The organism is Geofilum rubicundum JCM 15548 (assembly GCF_000974365.1).
Taxonomy (GTDB): Bacteria; Bacteroidota; Bacteroidia; order Bacteroidales; family Marinilabiliaceae; genus Geofilum; species Geofilum rubicundum.
Window position 1 is genome coordinate 1 of sequence record NZ_BAZW01000055.1, and the last position, 22210, is coordinate 22210.

At 43.4% G+C, this 22210-nt stretch carries 16 protein-coding genes and 1 pseudogene; 2 read left to right on the forward strand and 15 right to left on the reverse strand.

Annotation, left to right across the window (positions count from 1 at the left end; translation table 11 throughout):
- Positions 1–114 precede the first annotated feature (114 nt).
- Complete coding sequence (locus JCM15548_RS16885) at positions 115–1428, forward strand: DEAD/DEAH box helicase (protein WP_062127855.1); 1314 nt, start codon at positions 115–117, stop codon at positions 1426–1428.
- A 253-nt stretch (positions 1429–1681) separates the two neighbouring features.
- Here JCM15548_RS16885 and JCM15548_RS16890 read toward each other — a convergent pair whose 3' ends face one another.
- The 12 genes and pseudogenes from JCM15548_RS16890 to JCM15548_RS16930 all read right to left on the reverse strand — a co-directional run bounded on the left by JCM15548_RS16890 (position 1682) and on the right by JCM15548_RS16930 (position 19076).
- Positions 1682–2923, reverse strand: coding sequence for a C1 family peptidase (locus tag JCM15548_RS16890; RefSeq protein ID WP_062127857.1), 1242 nt, complete (start codon positions 2921–2923; stop codon positions 1682–1684).
- A gap of 236 nt (positions 2924–3159) precedes the next feature.
- Entirely contained in the window at positions 3160–4710 is a 1551-nt protein-coding gene (locus tag JCM15548_RS24580) for a hypothetical protein (RefSeq protein ID WP_500778321.1), read from the reverse strand.
- A gap of 49 nt (positions 4711–4759) precedes the next feature.
- Positions 4760–5047, reverse strand: a complete 288-nt coding sequence (locus tag JCM15548_RS24585) for a PPi-type phosphoenolpyruvate carboxykinase family protein (protein WP_227625975.1) — start codon at positions 5045–5047, stop codon at positions 4760–4762.
- A gap of 13 nt (positions 5048–5060) precedes the next feature.
- Positions 5061–6604, reverse strand: a pseudogene (locus JCM15548_RS26755) (hypothetical protein).
- 177 nt (positions 6605–6781) lie between these two features.
- A complete protein-coding gene (locus JCM15548_RS16900; protein WP_062127859.1) occupies positions 6782–7951 on the reverse strand; it encodes a DUF6807 domain-containing protein in 1170 nt (389 codons plus the stop codon).
- A gap of 84 nt (positions 7952–8035) precedes the next feature.
- On the reverse strand, positions 8036–9766 hold the full coding sequence (locus JCM15548_RS16905) for a dipeptidase (RefSeq protein WP_062127862.1): 1731 nt from the start codon (positions 9764–9766) through the stop codon (positions 8036–8038).
- A gap of 305 nt (positions 9767–10071) precedes the next feature.
- Positions 10072–11295, reverse strand: a complete 1224-nt coding sequence (locus tag JCM15548_RS16910) for a BaiN/RdsA family NAD(P)/FAD-dependent oxidoreductase (protein WP_062127864.1) — start codon at positions 11293–11295, stop codon at positions 10072–10074.
- An 88-nt stretch (positions 11296–11383) separates the two neighbouring features.
- The gene (locus JCM15548_RS16915; RefSeq protein WP_062127866.1) at positions 11384–12964 is read right to left on the reverse strand and encodes a M81 family metallopeptidase; all 1581 of its coding nucleotides are present in this window, start codon (positions 12962–12964) and stop codon (positions 11384–11386) included.
- A gap of 93 nt (positions 12965–13057) precedes the next feature.
- Positions 13058–14455 carry a redoxin domain-containing protein gene (locus JCM15548_RS16920; protein WP_062127868.1) on the reverse strand — a complete coding sequence of 466 codons (1398 nt, stop codon included), beginning with the start codon at positions 14453–14455 and terminating at the stop codon, positions 13058–13060.
- A 250-nt stretch (positions 14456–14705) separates the two neighbouring features.
- The gene (locus JCM15548_RS16925; protein ID WP_062127870.1) at positions 14706–16823 is read right to left on the reverse strand and encodes an InlB B-repeat-containing protein; all 2118 of its coding nucleotides are present in this window, start codon (positions 16821–16823) and stop codon (positions 14706–14708) included.
- A 288-nt stretch (positions 16824–17111) separates the two neighbouring features.
- On the reverse strand, positions 17112–17267 hold the full coding sequence (locus JCM15548_RS26445; protein ID WP_369403714.1) for a T9SS type A sorting domain-containing protein: 156 nt from the start codon (positions 17265–17267) through the stop codon (positions 17112–17114).
- Between the two features lie 126 nt (positions 17268–17393).
- Positions 17394–19076 carry a T9SS type A sorting domain-containing protein gene (locus JCM15548_RS16930; protein ID WP_062127872.1) on the reverse strand — a complete coding sequence of 561 codons (1683 nt, stop codon included), beginning with the start codon at positions 19074–19076 and terminating at the stop codon, positions 17394–17396.
- 442 nt (positions 19077–19518) lie between these two features.
- Between JCM15548_RS16930 and JCM15548_RS16935 the strand changes: the two genes are divergently transcribed.
- Positions 19519–19779, forward strand: coding sequence for a transposase (locus JCM15548_RS16935; RefSeq protein ID WP_227625979.1), 261 nt, complete (start codon positions 19519–19521; stop codon positions 19777–19779).
- Between the two features lie 161 nt (positions 19780–19940).
- On the opposite strand, the gene JCM15548_RS16940 is transcribed toward JCM15548_RS16935, so the two are convergent.
- The 3 genes from JCM15548_RS16940 to JCM15548_RS16950 all read right to left on the reverse strand — a co-directional run bounded on the left by JCM15548_RS16940 (position 19941) and on the right by JCM15548_RS16950 (position 22205).
- Positions 19941–20567 (reverse strand): fibrobacter succinogenes major paralogous domain-containing protein, encoded by a 627-nt coding sequence (locus tag JCM15548_RS16940; RefSeq protein WP_062127876.1) that lies wholly within the window; start codon positions 20565–20567, stop codon positions 19941–19943.
- A 17-nt stretch (positions 20568–20584) separates the two neighbouring features.
- Entirely contained in the window at positions 20585–20995 is a 411-nt protein-coding gene (locus JCM15548_RS16945; protein WP_157482879.1) for a hypothetical protein, read from the reverse strand.
- A gap of 196 nt (positions 20996–21191) precedes the next feature.
- A complete protein-coding gene (locus JCM15548_RS16950; protein WP_062127880.1) occupies positions 21192–22205 on the reverse strand; it encodes a LamG domain-containing protein in 1014 nt (337 codons plus the stop codon).
- Positions 22206–22210 lie beyond the last annotated feature (5 nt).

A 22210-nucleotide genomic window follows, 5' to 3' on the forward strand; every position in this document is an offset into this window, starting at 1 on the left:
GGGATTTATCGGCGCAAAGATACACCGAAAAGATGATTCAGCTCAAATATCCCTCTTTTTAATGGTACCTTTGCGCGCAATCCGCCAGAAAAATTCACACACAATCCAACTAACATGTCCCATTCCACCATACTCTCCCGCTTTAACATTAGCGAACTGAATCCCATGCAGCAGGCCATGCTTGAAGTCGCACAAAAGCCCAACGACGTGGTACTAATATCCCCCACCGGTTCTGGCAAGACCATCGGCTTTCTCTTGCCGGTGCTTCAACTCCTCGTGCCCGAAAAACAGGGCGTGCAAGTCCTCATCCTGGTTCCCTCCCGCGAACTGGCCCTGCAGATAGAACAAGTCTTTAAGCAAATGGGCACCGAGCATAAAATCAACTGCTGCTACGGCGGTCATTCAGTTGGCATCGAAGTCAACAACCTGCAACATCCCCCAGCAGTGCTAGTCGGCACCCCCGGTCGAATAGCCCACCACCTGCGCCGTAAGAATCTCGTGCTGACCCAGACAGCCACCATTGTGCTTGATGAATTTGACAAATCGCTGGAGATGGGGTTCAAAACTGAAATGGAATTTATATTGCAGCAATGCAAAAGCGCCAGGAAGCGCATCCTGACTTCAGCGACCCAGTTAAAGGAGCTTCCCGACTTTGTAGGCATCAAAAACAAAGTTGAACTCAACTACACAACCCCCCAGTCAGAAACACCCTCCGCTTTGGTCATGAAGACGGTCAAGGTCCCCGGCGACGACAAACTTCACGCCCTCATGCTTCTGCTCGGTCACATCAACGCCCAATCCACTCTGATATTTTGCAACCACCGGGAAGTGGTTACCCGCATTTCAGAGCAATTAAACCTCCACAAAGTGGAACATGGCCTCTACCATGGGGCCATGGAACAAATCGACCGGGAAAAAACCCTCATTAAATTGCGCAACGGCAGCATCAACCTACTCATATCTACCGATCTGGCAGCCAGAGGACTGGACATTCCCGAAATTGAAGCGGTGATACATTACCAGCTGCCTCCCTCTGAAGATATTATGGTGCACCGCAACGGCCGGACCGCCCGCATGCATGCCGGTGGCACCGCCTATTTTCTGCTCGATCATAAAGACTTCCTGCCCAGGTTCCTGACCACTGCCCCGGAAGAAGAAAAACTGCCTCAAAAACTGACCTTGCCCAAGCCCTCCAAATGGAAGACCCTCTACATTGGTGGTGGCAAAAAAGACAAGATCAACAAAATGGACATCGTCGGCATGCTCCTCCAAAAAGGCCAACTACAAAAAGAAGAATTGGGAAAAATTGAAGTCCTCGACCACTCCGCCTACGTAGCCATCAAAAGCAGTAAAATGAACAAAACCCTGCAACTGATCAGAGACGAAAAAATCAAGAACAAAAAACTCAAAATGGAAGTCTCCAGTTGAAATAGGTTGTTAGGTCGATAGGTCAGGAGGCGGAGCGTAGCGGAGTCCCGCGAAGCGGGATTGTTAGGTCATTAGGTCGATAGGTTGTTAGGTTATTAGGTCGATAGGTTAGGAGGTGTAGCGTAGCGGAATCCCGCAAGGCGGGACGAAGCGAAGCGGGATCGATAGGTTGTTAGCTATACAGGAAAACCGCCTATTGGCCATTTAATACGAATCCATTAAAAAGAGGTGAAGTCCCTTTAAATTGGGGAAATTAAAACTTTCCTAGCAACTTCTTCACTGCATCTTTATGAATGGTGAATCCCATCATTTTAAGCTTCACATAATCCTCGTGAAAAAAGTAGTAACCAAACTCTGGGGCATCTACATCATTGTTGCGCGATCCGGCACCTGAATCCTTCACCAAATACCAATCCTTGCCAGTTCCGTTATAATTTTCCACATAGCCCACCAAGTGCATACCATGATCGTCGGTGGTTGTTTCATTGGCAAAGCGAAAAGCCCGGGCATCCTCATTGATGTAGGCCGAGGGAATGTCAAAATCGGGCACCATCGCACACTGCGTTTCCCTGATCAGTCCAGGTTCCGACACATCACCGCCAATACTCACCGTAAAGCCTTCCCGGATGGCCTCTTTCAGCGTAGCCATATAGTCTTCCAGAGGAATGTTATAATATTCATCACTGTGCCACCAATTATCGGGTACCGTATATTCCACCTGCTGCCAGTAAGGCTTTTGTTTGTAGGACAAAATTTCCACAAAATCAGAAGGATTCAGCTTCAGATAATCATCCCTGTAAGAAGCAGGCGTATAAGATTGGCCGTCCACTAAAAACTGCTCCGGAGGCACCCCTATGTAATGGTTCATGATAGATTGGATAGTAGCCAGAACAGTCGCCTCATTCCAGGCATTTTGCATTTTTACAGCCTTTAGATAAGCCTTCATTTCAGCCACCATCTCCTCATGGTTGTGAAACTTGCGCCCGCCAATCAGTCCCGAATAGGCCTCGTATGGCACCAATCCGTACATCTCCGCCATGCGTGCCACAGCATTGGCTTCCGACCCCTCATCAAAAAGTGAATTGCCACGCTCCTTCACAAAGCGCCGCGCCTTCTCAACGTACTCCCAATAAGCCATATAAATCTCTGAAAGCTTCACTTTTTGATTGGTCTGCCTATAAATTTCCGATTCATAAAAGGAAAGCGTTGAGTAGGCCCAACAAGTCCCGGCATTGCCCTGAGAAATCACAGGATTGGCCCACTGGCGCTCATAGAGATGCACTTTGTTGGGCAGTTGCTTGTCCGACTGGTCCATAGAAAACCTTCGAAAGGGCTGCTGTGGCTGCAAGGAATCCCTGACACTTTCCGCATCCTTCAGGATGGTTTCATAGTAATAACCTTCGCCGCGCTCATACTCAATAAAAACACTTTGATCGTTATTCTGAGCCATGGCCACAGTCCCAACACACCAAAAAAGCAAGAAAAACTTCTTCATATCTTTTAATTATTCATAAAAATTAGATGGATAGTCCCAAAATATTCCAGACCTAACAAAAATGCAAAAAATATGAATACTCAGATATGACTTTTAGACACATTGTTCAATTTTTTCAATAGACCAATGGATTTAAATCACAAAGGAGGCACCCAACCGGGCGCCTCAGCAAAAACGCAAAAACCCCCGGCCTCACAAGTGACACCGGGGGTTGTTAAAACCGAAAGCATTTGGATTTACTTCACATAGGAGTCAAGTCCAATATAACCTTCCAGGGATTTCAGGTATTCAGCAGATTCAAAATGCCTGATATTGTCTTCGGCCATTTTGATTTTATCACGTATTGACCGCACAAAAGCTTCATCGAGGTCGGGCCATTTCACCATATATTCCTTCAGAAAGCGTAAATGCCTTTGCCAAAGTTCAATATCCCCCATCTGCTTATTAAACAAACGGTCATGGTACCAATCGCTTTTAAGCATGTCATCCCTGTCGAAAAGCTTTCTCACTTCCGGATCATCCAGGGTTTTACCTTCAAAATTCCCATAGGCCATGATGTGCAGGATGGCCTTCAATGGCGGGCAGGCACCTTCAATGCTGCCATCCTTAAAATAACTTTCAGCCACCCATTGTTGCGCTTCCACAATGTTACTCACACCGTCCACAAAAACATCCAATCCCTGCAATTCAGGTTTAAGCATCTCCTCATTGAAGACAGCATCCGGGTTTTCAAAAACACGTCCCAGGAAATTTCTGGCAAACTTGGCAGTAATCCTATATCCAAGTCTGGATGCCAGAACCTTTTTGCCATTGTGCTCAAAATCTTCCAACTTTTCAAGCAAACCATGCTCCATCATGAATTTGGGATCCGCTTCATCGGTCCTTAATCTGCTCCATAATTCAGGAACCAAAAGGCTGATATCATGATTTACTTTGTAATTGGGCCCCACCCAACCGGCAGCAGATGAAAAACCACTATAGCCGGTTATAATATAGGAGACCAGGGCATTGTTAAGGTCAGTAACAGGACTCAATGCATTGAAGGGCCCCTTAGTGAGCGCCCCTTCAGAACCGGCACCTGTTGTGGAAGGCGATTTTCCGGTAAGGCTACAAACAAAATCCATAAACAATTCAGGAAGCTCCTGGTAATGAATGGGATTATAGACAGCCAGGGGACGAACATTTTTCTCTGGCGGATTGTTTCTTCGTCCAGTCAGAACAGCATTCACCGGTTTCAATACCGGCTTGTCAGCAGGCGTTTTTCGATACAAGCGTGTTCCCATTTCAGAAATATACTTCTCACGATGCTTAATAAGGTCCGGCCTGTTCTGCAGATACCGCATGTTTTTCGAAGGGCTGCCTTCATAAATACGCGGATGAGCGGATGACACAAAATAGGTGCAATCCTTCTGCGCAACTACACTTTTAATCAAAGATTTAACAGGTTGGGTAAAGCGGTCAAACTCAATGGCATCTTCGATAATCTCTTCTGCGTCCTTAACCGTCAGCGGTTCAAAATTGGAAATAAAAGTATTTGGTGTTGCCAGATCAGCCTCAGCCTGCTTGTCGTACCCCCTATGAATGGCATCATCAGGTCGCTGGAAAAACCGAAATTCACAGTTGTAGGTGAACTTAACGGAGGACTGTTTGCAGTCAGCCGACAAATACGCCAACTTATTGGTTGGTATAACGATAGAAGAAGTAATATCATCCTCCATCTGAATTTTATCTGCCGCAATAAAATCCTGCCTCAATTTAAAAGTACGCCATGCACCACCACTTTCCAAACCAACCCTTAAATAGCTGGCTACTAGTTTTCGGTTTTTAAATTTCAGTTCATTTCCGTGGCGACCGTCGATTATATCTACCGTAAAAAACTTGCGCCAATCGTTGCCCCATTTGTTTATAAAACCGTTTTACAATAAACACCAAACCTTTTACATAATGCGGAATGGTTCTTAACCATTCGTTGTACGCCTCTTTATATCGCGTAGGTGAAGGCGTCAACAGTTTAATAACAGAACCCAGTGAGCGGTCCGGACTTAAAATGGGTCTGGATTTGTCGGTAACGACATAATCCTGATAGGCATCCGTATAATCCTTATTAATGATTTCCTCCACCATTTTGAAATCATTCTCATAATCGGCAATGAAAAACGGACCATAAATGATGGCATCGTTGATGGACTTGGAAATTTCCGATTTTCCACCCCCCGAAACAGTGCAGCTTATGACAGAAAGTACCCTCTGCGGCTGTTCCAATTAAGCGCCATGAAGGGACATAAGGGTTCTTTGACATGCGGACCTTATACCCGGCAGGTGAGATGTAGGTACACTTGGGGTTTAAACGAATTGAGAACGCCTTGTCCTGCTTTTCCCAACTCACTTTTTGATCCACCAAGTTAAAAACAGAGCTTTCAGGCACATAAATGATGTCCCGATAGGTTTTGTCAATGGCATATCCTTCCGGCATCTCCTCCATGATATGGCCATACATCCCAACCATTTCATCAAAAGTAAGGTGGTTTTCGGCAAACTGGTTCCAATCGGCAAAACCATCTCCCAGATTATAGGACGGGAAAGCGATGGCACCACCGGCATGCTCCTCCTCAACATTGCCCAATAAATTGGCGGCATAACTGATCTGGGTTTTAACCTCCTTCTTTGAATAACCATAATAATTGTCGGCAATAAGCGTCACAATTATACCTTCCGAAGTTCGGGCCGTAATTTTAAAAGCACCACCGTCATTGTAAAGCTCGTCCTCTTTTTCCCAGCACATACCATCCCGCTTCTGTCTTTCAGTGGCTTCGCTGATATGCGGAAGTCCCACCTCCTTTTTCTTCACCTTAATCAGATGCGGCGCCAGAATCACACAACCGGTATGACCGGTCCAGCTTCCACATCCAAAGCAGAATCATTCTGCGGTAAAAACGGATCCCCTGCATTTCCAAAAATAGATTCAACAAAATCCAGATTACTGATCAGATTACCAGGCACAAAAAAACGAATTTCCATCCGCTTTTCTGCGGAGACACCAGGTACAAAAGGACTAACCACAGGTCTTAACAAAAGCGAAACAAACAGTTTGGCCTTCTCTTCCTGGGTAGAGGTAAATGGCAAGCTCAAAAGCTCCTCCGGCGCATCTAACGCCTTAGTCAACAGATGCCCAAAAGTCTTTTTGGGCACCGCCTTTTTATCATCCGGAATGGGCAGCCCACCTTCGGCCACATGAAAAACACCTTGAGTCGTCCGTCGATCGTATTTCGGATTGTTTAAGATCCCTTGTTTCAGTCGGTAAGCACTGACAATATCCGAATTAAACACGTCTTTATCGGGCGGCAGGGAGAGTGCCCTGGCGATTCCATGACTATCGACAATAAAACTATTGGACGGAATCCGGGGAGCTATTTCGTCCTTAAACTCCGCCAAATAGCTATCCAGAAAATTTTGAATGCGTTGATCGGCTGGACAAAGATAAGAAGACAACAGACGATTTTTCTCCTTGTGATTCAGAATCAAATCATTGGCCAGTTCAAGAAATGCTGTTTTATTCTCCGATTGATAATAGGGCTGACCCAATGCGGCCAGTTTAAGATTGATATAATCCCGCATCCGTTTAGGCTTAGGAATTTCATTGGTGCCATCCACCGTAATGCCAAACGATTTTTTTAAATCCATGTCTCTAAAATTTTATTTGATATCAAAGCTAAAGAATAGTGAGGAGAATGGCGAATTTTCAAACACTTATCTTTTTTAGGTGCCTGTTCTATAAAAGGCTCACCGTACAGCCTCCTATTTGGCTTCTTCAGAGCTTAAAAAAGTCCTTCAAAAGGAGACAAAAAGGTCATCTCAGGGTTATTGCATCACTTTAACTGTGGGGGGATGGGCAAAATCCACCCATTCCTGTTCCGCTTGTTCCTTGGTCCAACGACCATCAAAAGTAACCACCCGGTACTGCATGGTATAGCGTTGACCAAATACCATTTCCCAACTACGATTTCGAATGGGGCAAAAATTGATAAAAATATTGGCCAATCCGCCATTTGACCCCCTATCCCAGGTCCGCAAAGGTTCTGGATGGTTGAAATTGGCGGGATGACTCATAATTAGTATTCCCGAAGGCTGCTTTCCGGTCTCATTAACCATGCACCATTGGGCCGGATGTCCATCCGAATTGTCCTGATGGCGTCCCTCAGAAGTAAGTATCTGCACCGTATAGCCGTTCCATTTTTCACTGCCCCTAAAAACAAACCCACCGTAGCGGTATTCTTCCAGAAAAAGGCCCTCAGGTTGTGCACAGTTAAAAGAAGAGATATAATCCACCCGGTTTAAATCCCTGCCTGCATTAAACACCCGCACTTCCAACTCCTCATTTAAGGCCACATCACTGCCGCCTTTATCATTGAAAGCCACATGTTGTTGCAAGGTTTTAAGCGACTGAAAAACATCCCCCTGAATGGTGGAGATGGTCCCGGCATAATCCACCCGCCCCTGTTTGTCGCCCAAATTCCAAAAATCCACCGACTTCCCCTTAAATTGGGTACGGGTCCAGGCATTCCACAAGCCATAATGATGCATATGATCCGGCGGCTGAATCATGGTCAGAATTTTGCCTGAGGGACTGTAAAGCGGATGGATAAATCCACTTCTGGAATAAGCTGTATCTACCCCATCCGGCAATGCCGCCTTAGCATGGTTGTATTGCAAAACCGGCTGAAAACCATTGAAAAGGATGTAAGAAACATCATTCTTACGAATGGATGTGGCTGAATCATTTGATTTTTTGTCCCCGGCACGTAACTCAAAAAACCGTATACTCCCCTGCTTTAAACGTCCCTCCACCTGCCACCACAGTCGCGGATGCTTGCCCTCTTCCAATTGAAAAGCAACAGCATACTCCCCATTATCGGTCACTTCAAACAACTCCAAACCATTTTCCAGACATGCGGCCGTCAATTGAACCGGCGCATGCACAAAAACGTCCTTTCGGTCATAGTCACCCGCACTGACCTCAAATCTGGCCATTGTTTGTGCTTGTAAATGAACGATTGACAACATGAAACTTATTATTACTGCCAAGTGTCTCATTGAATATGTGTTTTTAATCATTTACTCCTTATACTCAAACTGATCACCAGTCGTGTCCAAAATGAGCCTGTACCACCAATCCGGTTGGTCCGGATGCTTTACAATGGGATAACGACCATACTCATTGGTCTGAAACACCCCGTCTTCCTCCAATTTCAGATTGCCGTCCAAGTGCTTCACCATTAAAAAGCCATACAAGTCCTGCCAACGTTCAACGGTATAATTACCCATTTTTACCGAAAAATCGGTCAGGAAATCAGCCGCCAGCTCGGGATCCTTCTGGTACAACTCCAGTGCCGCCTTGTCAACAGCCGGCACAAAATCTTTAAAGCGTGCTTCCAGAGCACTTTGCGCTTTAACGATATCCGGATGGATGCGGTTATACTGCAGATAGGCCAGATGCGCCACTTTATTAAATACCCAAAAAGCCGCATCCGCTTCATATTGGATAATACTTCCAAAGCCTTCGGCATAAGCCTCAGGCGCGTGGCGCATCCCCACATACATGGGGACATACACCGAAGAAGCCGCATCATCCACCCCAAACCAGATAATTCCGGCAATCATGTCCGGCAGGCCTTTCCGACTCTGAGCAATGAAAGAAAAAGCCGTCTGCTGCGTAGCCGTTGTCCGTTCATGAAAGTATTGCTTGTCGTCCACCTTCCAGGTCATCGGTCGCCAGCGGTAAGGACGCTCGCCCTCTCCTGCCCCTGCATCTTTGCTCATATCGAACTCCGTTCCTTCCAGATGATCCCGCTTGAAATGCATCAAATCCTGAGGCGTCAATTTGCGGTCGGGTTTAATGAACAGCGGCATCTTATTATCCAAATCATAGCCCATGGCATAATCCTGGTACTGATCCATATCACTGTTTACCTTACGAAACATGCTCCACACGCGCGCTTCGCAGAAGCGCGCGCCGCCAAAATCCACCGGCGCATAGGCATCCGTAAAGCTAAAGGCCTCGTCTGTTCCGGAAAAATACCCCTTCCTTCGGGCCACCTCCATCACATCGTGCGAATAAATCACCTCCACCGAGGGTTGATTCAAAAGGTCAAATTGCCTGGAAGTAATCGACTTAACCCCATCTGCCAGCGGAAAAGTGGTGATCCGTGCCTGGTTGGCATGGGCCGAAATGTAACCGTCGGGGATTCGCATGGCCACCCAAACAGCTCCTTTATCGGCATTGACCGTCGTTTTGGTTTTTCTATCGTACTTGGGTGTATAGCCCTTTCCTATTAATTCCATGATCCACACCTCATTGGGATCCGAAATAGAAAAAGATTCCCCACTGCTGTAGTAGCCATATTCCTCCACCAGCTCTGCCATCACCTGTATGGCTTCACGCGCTGTAGCCGAACGCTGAAGGGCCACAAACATCAAACTGCCATAATCAATCATGCCGGTGGTATCCACCAACTCGGGACGCCCCCCAAAGGTACTTTCACCCATGGCCACCTGTTTCTCATTCAGGTATCCCACCACCGTATAAAGTTCAGAAGGATTCGGGATTTTAGCCAGTGGCCGGTGCGAGCCGCGGTCGTAGCACTGATAAAAAGATCCCGGGGCTTGCGCTCCTCCTTCAAAATAATACAATTCGCCATAGCGGATGTGAGAATCGGCCGCATAGGTAATCATCGAAGACCCGTCCACCGAAGCACCGGGCGTCACCAAATAACTGGTACAGGCCATGGCCGGAATGGCAGTCAGCCAAAGCATCGCAATAACAATCAATAGATTATACAGCTTCATATATTCAGTTTTTAATTTTCGATGTAGTAAACCTACAAAAAAGCAGAATACCGAGGCATCCTGCTTTTTTTCATTTAAAAGAAATTCTTATTGGAAACCATGCGTCCTACTTGCCAGCCTTTTTCAGCCTCTTTTCTTGCTTTTTTTCTTTAGGAGTCTTTGCAGGTTCTTTTTTTGCAGCTTTTTTAGCGTCCTGACTCTTTGCCATCTGGTGCAGTTTTAAGTTTTACATGGCACAAATATAATGTATCCAACTTTATTTATTTAGAGAAAGTTATTATTTTTCTGGAATGAAATCATGACACTTACGAACCACCTATTGCAGCGCCGGCCACAAATCCGGTAGCCCAGGCCGCCTGTAAATTAAAACCACCGGTAAGGGCATCAATATCGAGTACCTCTCCGGCAAAGTAGAGGTTTTTACAGACCTTACTCTCCATGGTTTTCAAATCAACATCGCTGAGAGACACGCCCCCGCAGGTCACAAATTCCTCCCGGAAAGTCGATTGACCTTTCACCTCGTAAACATCGTTGATCAATACATCCACCAGTTTATTGAGTGCTTTTTTTCCCACTTCCTGCCACACTTTGTCGGCCGAAATGCCACTTTTCGCAAGTAAAAAAAGCCACAGTCTCTCAGGCAATTCCAACGGGCGGGCGTTGGACATCCGTTTTTGCGGATGCGCACCGGCAATGGCCTGCAAGTCAGCTTTCACTCCTTCATTCTTTTTTTCACCCAACCAGTTGACCAGCACGTTTAATTGATAAGCTTTTTCATTAAGGTGTCGGGCAGCGAAAGACGAGAGTTTCAGAATAGCCGGGCCGCTCAGGCCCCAGTGCGTTACTAAAAGCGGTCCCCTGGCACTGTAATTGGTTCCGGGAATTCTGACAAGGACATTATCAACCACCACACCCATCAATTGCGTCAACGCCTTATCCGGTAAATTGAAGGTAAACAGCGAAGGAACGGGGTTCTCAATTCTATGCCCCAAATCCCCTAACCATTTCAGCCCCTCCATTTTAGGACTTCCACCGGTGGCAACAAGCACGCCATCGAACACCTCTGTCGGGCCATCTCCCTCCTGGAACCTGAGGTTCCAGGCGCTTCCTGCCGATTCAAGCGAGCAAACGCCAGCATTGGTTTTAATTTCAACACCCAGCCTGTGTGCTTCATTCAGCAAACAATCCACAATGCTTTGAGCATTCTGGGAGACAGGAAAAACACAATGATCGTCCTGCACCACAAGAGGTACTCCCCGGGCTTCGAACCACTGCATAGTCGCTTGGTTGCTGAAAGCATGAAACAACTTTTTCAAACGTTTCCCGCCACGTGGGTAGGCCTCACAAAATTCATCCATATCCCCACAGGCATTGGTCACATTACAGCGTCCACCACCTGATATCTTCACCTTCGACAACAGCTTACCGGTTTTTTCAAACACAACCACCCTGTGAGCGGGATATTTTTCCTTCGCCGTAATGGCCGCAAAAAAGCCGGCGGCACCTCCCCCAATTATAGCAACATTCATTCAGTTTCTTTCCTTTCATTCTTAGCCCTGTCGGCAATTTGTTTTAAAGCTTGCCGATTCCCGAAAAAGACCGGACAATTATGGCCAATTATCGCTTAATTTCATCCGATGAAGAAATGTACCGTACACTTAAGTCCGGATCCTCCATATCCGCGTCCAACGGGAACATGGGGCGATTGATGCGTTGATAATCCAATTGCATTAAATCCTGATTAACACCGCCCGGTGTTAAAGCCATAATCCAGTCCGCACGCATATCATAAAGTTCTGGCACCAAATAGCCTATTTTAACGATCAGAATATCACTTTCACGCGGATTTAGTCCCAGCCGTGTAAAATCATTTTCATAGTGATAGGCCGCACGCCTCTTGGTTACAATCACAGAGACACTGCCACTTTTCACAACCACAGCTGTCTGGCGGCCCTCATCTTGATCCTCAATAGCCATGATTTCCCCTTTTATCCGAACCGGGGGCGCATATCGATCGTCTATCTCAGCGCCTGCAGTGGCATCAATTAGTCCGCCCACGCCAATTTCTTTAGCTTGGTCGACAAAAGCTTTTCCAGGTATGGAGGCATAAATAAGCGATGGACCATTAGCCTTTTTAAAGGCCGGATGGTCCAGGATGCGTGTCAATGTCCAGGTCACATCTCCCGCGCCACCAGCGGTTGGATTATCTCCGGTATCACTGATAATAAAAGGCTTTTTATCACTGGCAATAGCCGTCTGTATGGCTTCCTCCCAGCTTGCCGTAGGCGCAACAAACTCAAAATCATGTCTGACCCGCCAAAAATGGTTTGCCAACTCCTCAGCCGCTTTACCAACAGCCGCCTTATCGTCGCCATACGTCACTACCACGCCATGGTTACGCGGTTCATCCGCCCAAGGGTAGGACATCCAGATAGAAGCATCCATAACCTTTTCGCCATCAATCACAGAAGGAATGGCACCATACAGACTCTTACCCGGTTCTATGCGGGTACTGGTCTTTTCACCCGGTAAGAGAATAGGCACAGGAATCCATGCCTTATAGGCCGGTTTTCCCTTACCGCTTTTCAGGCGCGCCAACAAATTCGTCACAGCTCTTTTCTTCGATTCCATAAAATCCTCATGCGGCGCCAGACGGTAGCAGGTTATCAAATCTGTATTCTGTGCCAGTCTGGGCGACACACTCCCATGTAAATCCATGCAGGTAGAAATGACCACATCAGTGCCTATCACCTCTCTGACCCGCACAAGAAAATCGCCTTCCGGATCATCCAGACCTTCAACACTCATGGCACCATGAATATCAAAAAAAAGACCATCCAAAGGCAAAACGTTTGCCAAACGTTCCAATGTTTGCGTCACCAATGACTCATAAGTTGCACGCGAAACAATGCCACCCGGCATAGCCCTGCTGCGCAACGTAGGCAACCAGGTAGCTTCATTAATGATGGATGAGTCAGGAGACAAAAACGGATAAAGGCTAAAAATGCTGTCACCCGTATGCGTGCGAAAAGCGTCTTCGTGCGAGACTGCTGGAGAAAACGTACTCGATTCAATGGCGATTCCGGCCATCGCAATACGCGGAAGATCACTATCAGATTTCGGGTTGTTGGCACAACCGAAAAAGAAAATAGAAACAACACTAAGGATTAACATCCTGAAAAAAAACATTCTTCTCATAGCTGTATGCAAATTATTCAAATTGTATTTGATAGGTGAAACCTGTAATACCCGCTAAATTTTGGACAGCAAGTTAAGTTGAAAATTGATAAATTAAAAGTGATTCCAATCCACCCAGGCATCCAATTGCCTCACAGAATGGGGACGTAATACTATTTTCTGTTCCTGATCCAGAACAAACATAGTTGGGGTGGCAAACACATGATAATCCATAGCGGCTTGAGTGTCCCAGTTTTTATAATCGCTAAAACTGATAAACGGAAAACCAGCCGAGAAATTAACGAAATCATTTTTTTCGGCATCCAGCGAAACAAATACCACCTCAACCCCCTGCGACTCCCATTTGGCATAAAGTTCAGTTATTTTCGAAAGTTCATCGACACACAGGGGACAATGTGCCGACCCAAAAACCACCACTTTATAGGCAGCCTCCACCTCTGATAAATGGCCGGGAATTGTAACTGGTTGCCCATTTCTTAAAACACCTCCTTCAAAAGAAATGTCAGGAGCTGTATTTCCGATTTTCATAGTGCGGTAGCTTTCCAACTGAGCAGCCAGGTCATCGTTAACGGTGCAGGCCACTTCGTTCAGCACTTTTAGCGCAAGATATTCAGAAGCTTCAAACAGACTGCGGCTTTCCAATAGCTTAAACAGGACATCCGTTATTTCATTCAGTTTTTCCTCATCGGCAGCAAGGTTCTCAATCATTGCATCGATTGAAATCTTGATTTCCACGTACACCGAATCCAACGAACGGCCGCTGTTTTCGATGAGCCAGAAATGACTTTCGATGGCCTCTCTGAGCAATCCGCTTTTGTAAAGTTTTGCATCTGTATAGTCCATATTTCTAAAAGCAGCAATGGAGGCAGGAATCTCCTCCGTGCGGTATTGCGCAATAACCGGAACAGAGCTCACCAATTTACGAACCGGTAAAAACCAGCTCACATAGCTCTGAGGGTCTAAGCCTGCCAAAAAAGCACTGTCTTCTTCCTGAATACGCTGCTTTTCCTTTCCTATGGCTTTAACCGGCGTTTTCTCAACAGCAAACAGTGAATCCATGCGATAAATGCGCTCCAGATAAACCCAGGCACTCAATGCCTGCTCCCTTCGGGGATGCTCGGAGGCATATTGCCCAAAAAGCCGGTTCTCTTTTCCCTTAACAATTTCAATGGTTTCAGGTTGGCTTAACAGTTCCCCTTTCAGCACAAGGTTTTCCTCTGCAAGTATGACAATAAAAGACTGGTTGTCTTCTGCCATGAGATATCCCATGCCATATTCACATGCGGAAAAATTTAAAGTGAAACGCCCGTTTTCATCGACTCGGCATTTATCAATGGTGTAGGTGTTAAAGCCATCAAAGCTTTCAAGAGTTATTTCCTGATTGGCAAGGGGTGGAAAAATTCCGGTAATGGTGTTTTGAATATTGCTTTTGCCTGCGGCGCATGCAAATGAACATAACCACATAAAAAGGATCAAAGGATACTGTTTCATTTATATTTTAATTTTTAAGAATGCGTTTTTAACCAGAAAAGAATTTGGTTATTGTTTATAAAAATGTCGCTAAAAGCGAAATTTATTTTTTACGTTGAGGGCAAGAATTGCAAATTCGCGCCAACAATTAGTACTACTGCTGCAACACTCGAACAAAGGAGGTCTTTAAACCATGCCATCAGCTTAGGCGGAATGGCATGGTGAAAATTCAAAGTTTCAAAGATATGAAAGCACCAACCCTTCGGCAAGCTCAGAATAAAACCTTAAGGCAACGAACAGAATTGGCCCACGAGCGGTTGCAGTTGCGCATTTCGGCCTTGCTGCTATCGAAGTACAGGCACCGTGAGCCATCACCATCCACGGTACTTGACCAATAATAACCGAAAGAACGCACAAGGCCGAGCGAACCAGTGTGGGCGGGGCGAAGGGCAGCAATGGGCAATTTAAGCGGGGAGGAAAAAGCTCCTGCAGCGTTGTTACTGCTCCAGCTCAATCGGTTGGCATTCAGTTCTGCATCAGTAGGCAAACGATAACCAATTGGGCATGGATTATTGGTGCCGTATACACCCTGCCACAGGTTATGGTTTGGTGGACTGCGCCAATCCTGACTCGAACCCATTCCAGTCGTAATAAAAAGTCCATGCCCGGGTGTGTCGCTGGTACTCCGGGTAGAAGTTTCGCCGGAATTTGGTTTCTGATGACCATCAGCAGCCCTGCCCCACTGGTAATAGTCGCCGTATGATTCGGTATCGTTACTGCTGGTGGCAGCACGGCTGGCACCCAGATTGCGGTCCATCCAGATTCTGCCGGTTACGGGGTTGAGAACTTCTACGACTTCAGTAGCATCTCCTTCTCCATTATTTCCTTCAAAAATCGCCGTAAGCGTTATGTTTTTTGCAGGCATCATTAATGTAGAATTGGGTACATTTGAATCGTCAACATATTCCGTATCTCCGGTCCAATTAATAAAAGTATAACCTTCATTAGGAGTTGCCATAATTTCCACCTGTGTACCCTCTGAATATAAACCATCACCTGAAACCTGGCCGCTACCCTCGGGGAAAACTTCCAAATTAAGCGCAAAGGAGTTCGCTACTCCTCCATACATTTTAATCCCCTTAAGCTCGATATAGCTTGAATTTCCATAACTACCATCATTAAAGGCCATGATCTTTACATAACGTGTTTGTGCCTCAACAAAATATTTTGTAGGATTGTAAACATAGGATACACCATCTGTTCCGGCTCCTACAATGGATTTTCCGAGAAATTCATGCCAGTTTTCATCCAAAGCATCAGGGGCTGTACTATTGATTTCAGGATGACCGGCCAACGCAATATGAGTGATTTTTCCATCACTGAACATTTGGAATACACTTATGCTGGTAATTTCTCTTGCTTGCTCGAGATCAACAACCAGTATGCCATATCCGATACCCGGATTTAAATTTGACCAGGTTGTTCCAGCATCTGAGTTGCTAAGGATGTTTGACCAGTTATCCGGGTCATTTACGTAGATGTCCTGATCATAAATAGCTTGAGGTGCCTCCCAACTGCCAGTCCATTGATTAAGGTTTGAACTGTAAGGGTTTGCACTCACTCCGGTAATTTGAATCGGAACAGCCATGGGATTGGTTGCTGCAGGGCCACCACGAATGATGTTAATGAGACTGAATTCAAACTCGATTTGTTGCGACGCAGAAACGATCAGCGTTTTTGGACTGGCATGGTAACCATTTTTATAGGCGGTGAGGCGCAATTCATCGCCTGTTTCAAATGAAAAATCATCGATATCTGAGTCTCCGGAACTTTTTAGCCCCAGACTCTGTCTCCCGGCATTACCCTGCGAAACCTTAAATGATTGCCCGGTTAGCGCACCTACAGCTTTAAAGGTTTGAACGCCCCCTTCCGATTCTACTTTTACCAAATAAACACCGGGATGGCCCAACTGTATGACCATAGTGCTTATGGGGTTTAAAAGCTGCTTATCAGAGATATATGACACCTGACCATTGAGATTAACCACGGACACACGTACATCCAGACTTCTGTTTCCATGGTAGTTCAAAACCATTAATCCCGGTTGATTTTGTACCACAACAAAATCAGATATTCCCTGATTAACTATGTTGATACCTGTTTCAACATCACCAATGGTTTGTGAGGTCAGATCGATCTCGTAACTTTCGAAATTGGGAAGGTTAGTAAACAACAACCTGGAGTGGTTGGTCAGGTTCTCAATCAGAATGGAATCCAAAGCAATTGTCTGTAAGCCAGATCTTGCGGTAACGGTATAAACAATTTCCTGTGTAAAGGCAGAGATGCTGAATGCAAGAATTAACAGGGTGCTGAGTAGTTGATTTTTCATAATTATTTTGTTTTGGGCAACGAGCGTTGAATAGAAATTAATCCTTGGTAGAATTGACTGAATGGGCCGATAAGTCGTATTCAACTAAAAAGATATACACACCCAATAAAAAAGTTAATATCAGCCAGATACCCTTTGGACAGATACCCATTATTCAATGATAGACTGATGAAAAGAATAGACGAAAAGAGCAAAACGTATTTAATCTTATTAAAAACAGAAAACAGCAAGCCGCCTGATACTGATATTGGCCAAATTGCACATAAAGCCCAACCAGGATGACAACCCCTATAAATACCAGTTATGTAAATAGCCATTTGGCAGGTTCATGAGATTATCCTCTCTAAGCATACTTCCATGCGTGTTATAAAGCTTTATACTACCAGCTGCTATGGCTCTGTCTATTTGCATATTAAATTTGCCTTTGGTTGGGTTCGGGTATATTTAAAAACCGATGTAGTAATCGCCTCTGCGAAACTTAAGTTATTTAATAAACGAAGCCTAAAAGTCATTTGCGTTAAAAACATGTTTAGCGCAAATGGCTTCGTGAATTATAGTTTACACTCCCGTTTAATCTTTAAGTATTTTATAAGTAGCACCTTCTATATTTACGATGAACATTCCTTTGGCAAGAAAACTTAAGTCAACAATAGTCTCACTTTCTTTTGCGCTATATTCTCTTAAGAATTCGCCTTTGATGTTAAATAATTGAATTGATTCACTGCCTAATGTTCCAACTATAGTTAGAATGTTTTTAACCGGATTTGGATAGGTTTTGAAGTTAAGCGAATAAATATTTTCGTTGTTAGTTGGCGTTGAAGGTGAGTAATAATAGTCCAATCTGGAATTAAGCAGCCAACTTTCCTCGTTTGGGTTGTTATCGTTCCAGTCCTCTTCTCCCCAATTAAATACTGTTCTCGATAACATCTTTGCATTGTCATTGTATTGATTTTCGATTTTGTAGGTATAAGATTCAATCCATTGATCTAACGAGCTGTAACGATACAGTTGAATGCGAGAAATATTCATGCCCCAACGATTATATTTTGTTTCAATTTTTGTACATATTTTCCACTGACCCGATAAATTATCCCAAGTATTATAGATATTGTGTGAATTATACCATCGGTTATTCTCACTATCCCAATCATATCGACTGTAATCTGTCAGATTACCTGAGTTGCCATAACTAGTGCGATCCTTATAATCCGATATAAAGATATCTTCTATCAAATTAAAATATATTACATAACCATTTTCATAACCTATTCTACTAACAGGAATCCAGGTGTCTCCTTCCTTTGTATATTCAGTGTCTAATTGAATTGAACCATACTCTGTTTCAGTTTTAGTTTTCCAATCTCCAAACTCATTATCCCACTGATAAAATGCTTCTATTCTAAGACTATTATCTTCATTGTATATATAACCGTTCTTGTGGGTTCCCTCAAAGAGATCTTCAGTTGAATTCCAGGAATAAGTTGCATATGTTTTATCATAACCGTCATCGTTATACAATTGATCCATTTTGAATTCTGGCACCCACAAATCGTTAGTCCAGTCATATGTTATATGTTGTTTATATATAGAGGTTTCACCATAAAAGATTGCTTCCTCTTTATAATCAGGTTTTAATTCCAATACGTTATCATCCCATGAATATTTAATTCGCATCATCGTTGTATTTTCAGCGTCTTTACCCCATACTGTTTCTTCTTTCAAAATACAGATCCACGATTCATCCCACTGGTATTCTTCATATAGAGTAATTTGTTCATTATTGGAGTCGAACTCATAAACATATTTATTAGTATTTACCCATATATTACTATATGTATCCCATGTGGAATTTATTCGTATCTCTCCAAATTGGCTATAAGAATAATCAATTCTTGTCGAGGACATCCAGCATTGCTCAAGATTATCCCAATTGCAAGTTTGTGAAAGAGTAGTTCTATCTTTATCATCATACTCATACACAGTTTTAGAAATAAATTCTCCGGCATCGTTCGTTTTTACTACACTATCAAGTAATTCTAAAGAATTGGCTGTAGATTTTAATAGTAGTTCGGCAGCGTTCTCTTTATTAGTGTACAGTGGCTCCTTTTTATCTAAGTCAATTATGGATACTAACTTAACTCTCGTTTGCTTATTATGGCTTTGAAGCAGCCCATCAGTTCCGTTGTAATTTTGAGAGTATAGATTTAATACTTGTGTGCATGTTAACAGGATAAGATAAAATGATTTTCTCATGCGAATTAAGTTAAGTTAAAAAGAAAGAATAAGTCGATTTTCAGTCAGGAATACAAATGGTTGTTTAAAATAAGTAAACCCTTTCTGATCTAATAGCTCCTCCAAACACATATAAAAAACAAAGAGCTAATACGATATCCTCTTCATAGTTTGAAAATTATATTTGAAAGTAATATTCTAAAATTAAAGGTAAAACATTTAAGAATCAAACCTAATAGAATAAAGGGCTTTTCCATTTAATGAACAACCTATTTCATTTAATGAACAGCCTATTTCACTTAATGAGTTAGCTATTTTATTTCACAATTCATTTAAGTAAGGTTTCACAGGTGTATAAATCATAATTTCTATCAATTAAATAAGAAATCACATCATTAATCCGCAAACTGGCAAGATAGAATTTGTACTTATTGCTTCGTTTAACCAACAAGACCAGACCCTTATTAATTATAAGGAAAGATGGCAGATCGAAACGATGTGTCGGGCCATGAAGTCAATTGGTTTCAATATGGAAGATACTCATCTTACAGACCTGAATAGGCTTTCAACGTTGGTGGCAATCATTGCAATTGCTTTTGTCTGGGCTTATCTTGTCGGTATTGATAAGCATAAAAACATTAACTCTATAAAGTTGAAAAAACATGGCAGAAGGCATATAGCTTTTTTAAATATGGGCTTATTAGAATTGCGCATACCATCTTAAACACTATGAATACCAGCGGTTTTAATCAATGTGTAAAAGTTTTGTCATTTACTTAGATCAAATCTATTAATTCTCAAACATCATAAAGTTTTCTATAAATTGAACTTAACACTTTAGAAACTTTCTATTTTATGCATTTAACAAACTTTCCAGCTTTCATCTCATTCAATCCTTATGCAACGAACAGATAACCCATTCCTTTTGTCCAACATACCGTAATTCGTAATGCCGAATTCGTCACTTAGACTAAAGTTTTCTGAATACTTTGTGTCAAATTCTTTTCTACTCCACCAATAGCTACTTGTACCCAAGTCAAGGAAATAATCACTATAATCACGTACCCCACTAGGAAGGGCAGAGAAACCGAAATTGTCAGTACCGAAGATAATGTTATGTGAATTCCAACGAGGATGGTCATCAGTAGCACAATCACCACCCAACAGCGAGTTAACCTGTTTGCAAGATTTAAGGGCATTTGCGGCACTTTTAGGATTGTCCCATTCATTAGGATATCCATGAGCACCAAGATAATTAACCAACTGCTTCCACTCGGTATCACCAGGCATATACCATCCGACTGGGCAAAGCTTGTCTGATTCAACGGCATACCAGTTATAAAGAGCGCCGTACGCAGCGAGAACCTCAGCATCCGAGTTTAATCCGTCAATGTTCGTGTAGGGGTAAATTGAATAGGCCCCGGAGGTTAAATTTCTCCATTCACTATAAGAATGGCCTGTTGGTATGAGCATACCATCTCTATACCTGGTTGTTTTCAGGTTTTCGGCCATCCACTCCTGGTCGCCAATTATAACGGTGCGATAGGTGTTGCCGTCGATGTCGGAGACTCCCTGCCCGGCTGATGGCCGTGATTGGGATTACCGGTAGTTGCAATGACTTTTATTTTTGCAATGTTGCTGTTTGTTTCGGGAAAGGTTTGTTTACCATCCCATACTATCAGGTTGTTAGCACCTGATGATACACTTGTAACATCTCCTGATAGATGGTTAAAAGGAATAGGCTCATAAGAATCTCCTGCATCAAAGCTCACTTCCAGAGATAGGTTATAGGCGTTTTGGCCTTCCAAATCGTACTGTACTTCCACTATTCCGCTCCCATCACGTTGGGGTGTTGCCCGGATGTTGGAAATGGTGGCGGTTTGGGCACAGATTGCGATACCTGATAGCAGTATTAAAATAAGTATGTGGAATGATTTCATAATCTCGATTATAGTAAGCATATAATTATATATCAAACGCTATTAGTCCAATAAACTCATGATATATTAACCCTATAGCCTTTACATAATGTTTTTAAACAGATTTTGGAGTACTAATCAATGAATAATAATTGTTGTAAACTCAAAACTTTTGCAATTTAACTCTATAAGCAAAACCCATAAACCTTATTTTTTATTAAAATGGATAACTTAAACCATTACTATCATTGTATAACAATTGTACTTCCGCTTCCGATAAAACTCTATTCCAAACAGCCACTTCATCTATTTTTCCTTTCCATTGATATCCCCAGCCTGAAGGTCCAGCTGAATGAGCTCCTATTACAAATTGAGTGATTGCATTACCAATACTTCCATGTTGTTCCGTAACACTAACTAATTGTCCGTTAAGGTATAATTTGCCGTAAATCCCATCAAATGTAGATGCAATGTGATACCAAGTTTCGTTCTTAAGTCCTGTGATGCGCACCGTATTGTTAGTTCCATTAGTAAGCCTGTATATCGCATTTAAGGATTGTGGGTTATTATACCATCTTAGGTGATACCCATAATTAGATGTGTAATCTCGTCCTTTTGAAATAATATCGGCGAGACCAGTGGTCTTTTCATTGTAAACCCAAGCAGACATAGTAATTGCAGTTCCAGTTATGTTTAAGCTTTGATCATTGCCAAAAGTAATATATGCATTACTAGAGCCATTAAAATAAGGACATTGGTTTATAACACCTTCAGCTTTTAAACTTGTAACCCCTGACGCTGCATTTCCGTGATTTGTATTATGTGCATCATTCAAATTGCCATTCAAATTCCAGTATGAGACAAGCCCATCAATTAAATTACCTTTTAACATCGTTTGAATAACAATAACCTTTAAGCTTGATTCTTTGCTGTACGCATCGGGAAAACTTGCTAATCCATTCCAGAGCAAAAGTTTGTTGGTTCCGGAAGTTTGTTGCAACACATCGCCGCTGAGATGAGCTGCCGGTATCGGAGTGAAGGTGTTGCTGTCATCAAAGCTCACTTCCAAAGATAGGTTATAGGCATTTTGACCTTCCAAATCGTACTGCACTTCGACCATTCCGCTCCCATCACGTAGGGCTGTTACCCGGATGTTGGAAATGGTAGCGGTTTGGGCAAATAACACGGTTATGTTTGTAATTATCAGAATACCGGCAATAAATATTTTCATAATCA

Excerpts from the sequence above, each read along its gene's own strand:
- JCM15548_RS16885 (WP_062127855.1), top strand. The coding sequence starts at position 115 with ATGTCCCATTCCACCATACTCTCCCGCTTTAACATTAGCGAACTGAAT.
- JCM15548_RS16890 (WP_062127857.1), bottom strand. The coding sequence starts at position 2,923 with ATGAAGAAGTTTTTCTTGCTTTTTTGGTGTGTTGGGACTGTGGCCATG.
- JCM15548_RS24585 (WP_227625975.1), bottom strand. The coding sequence starts at position 5,047 with ATGGTGGAGGAAATCATTAATAAGGATTATACGGATGCCTATCAGGAT.
- JCM15548_RS16900 (WP_062127859.1), bottom strand. The coding sequence starts at position 7,951 with ATGGCCAGATTTGAGGTCAGTGCGGGTGACTATGACCGAAAGGACGTT.
- JCM15548_RS16905 (WP_062127862.1), bottom strand. The coding sequence starts at position 9,766 with ATGAAGCTGTATAATCTATTGATTGTTATTGCGATGCTTTGGCTGACT.
- JCM15548_RS16910 (WP_062127864.1), bottom strand. The coding sequence starts at position 11,295 with ATGAATGTTGCTATAATTGGGGGAGGTGCCGCCGGCTTTTTTGCGGCC.
- JCM15548_RS16915 (WP_062127866.1), bottom strand. The coding sequence starts at position 12,964 with ATGAGAAGAATGTTTTTTTTCAGGATGTTAATCCTTAGTGTTGTTTCT.
- JCM15548_RS16920 (WP_062127868.1), bottom strand. The coding sequence starts at position 14,455 with ATGAAACAGTATCCTTTGATCCTTTTTATGTGGTTATGTTCATTTGCA.
- JCM15548_RS16925 (WP_062127870.1), bottom strand. The coding sequence starts at position 16,823 with ATGAAAAATCAACTACTCAGCACCCTGTTAATTCTTGCATTCAGCATC.
- JCM15548_RS16930 (WP_062127872.1), bottom strand. The coding sequence starts at position 19,076 with ATGAGAAAATCATTTTATCTTATCCTGTTAACATGCACACAAGTATTA.
- JCM15548_RS16940 (WP_062127876.1), bottom strand. The coding sequence starts at position 20,567 with ATGGCCGAAAACCTGAAAACAACCAGGTATAGAGATGGTATGCTCATA.
- JCM15548_RS16945 (WP_157482879.1), bottom strand. The coding sequence starts at position 20,995 with ATGAAATCATTCCACATACTTATTTTAATACTGCTATCAGGTATCGCA.
- JCM15548_RS16950 (WP_062127880.1), bottom strand. The coding sequence starts at position 22,205 with ATGAAAATATTTATTGCCGGTATTCTGATAATTACAAACATAACCGTG.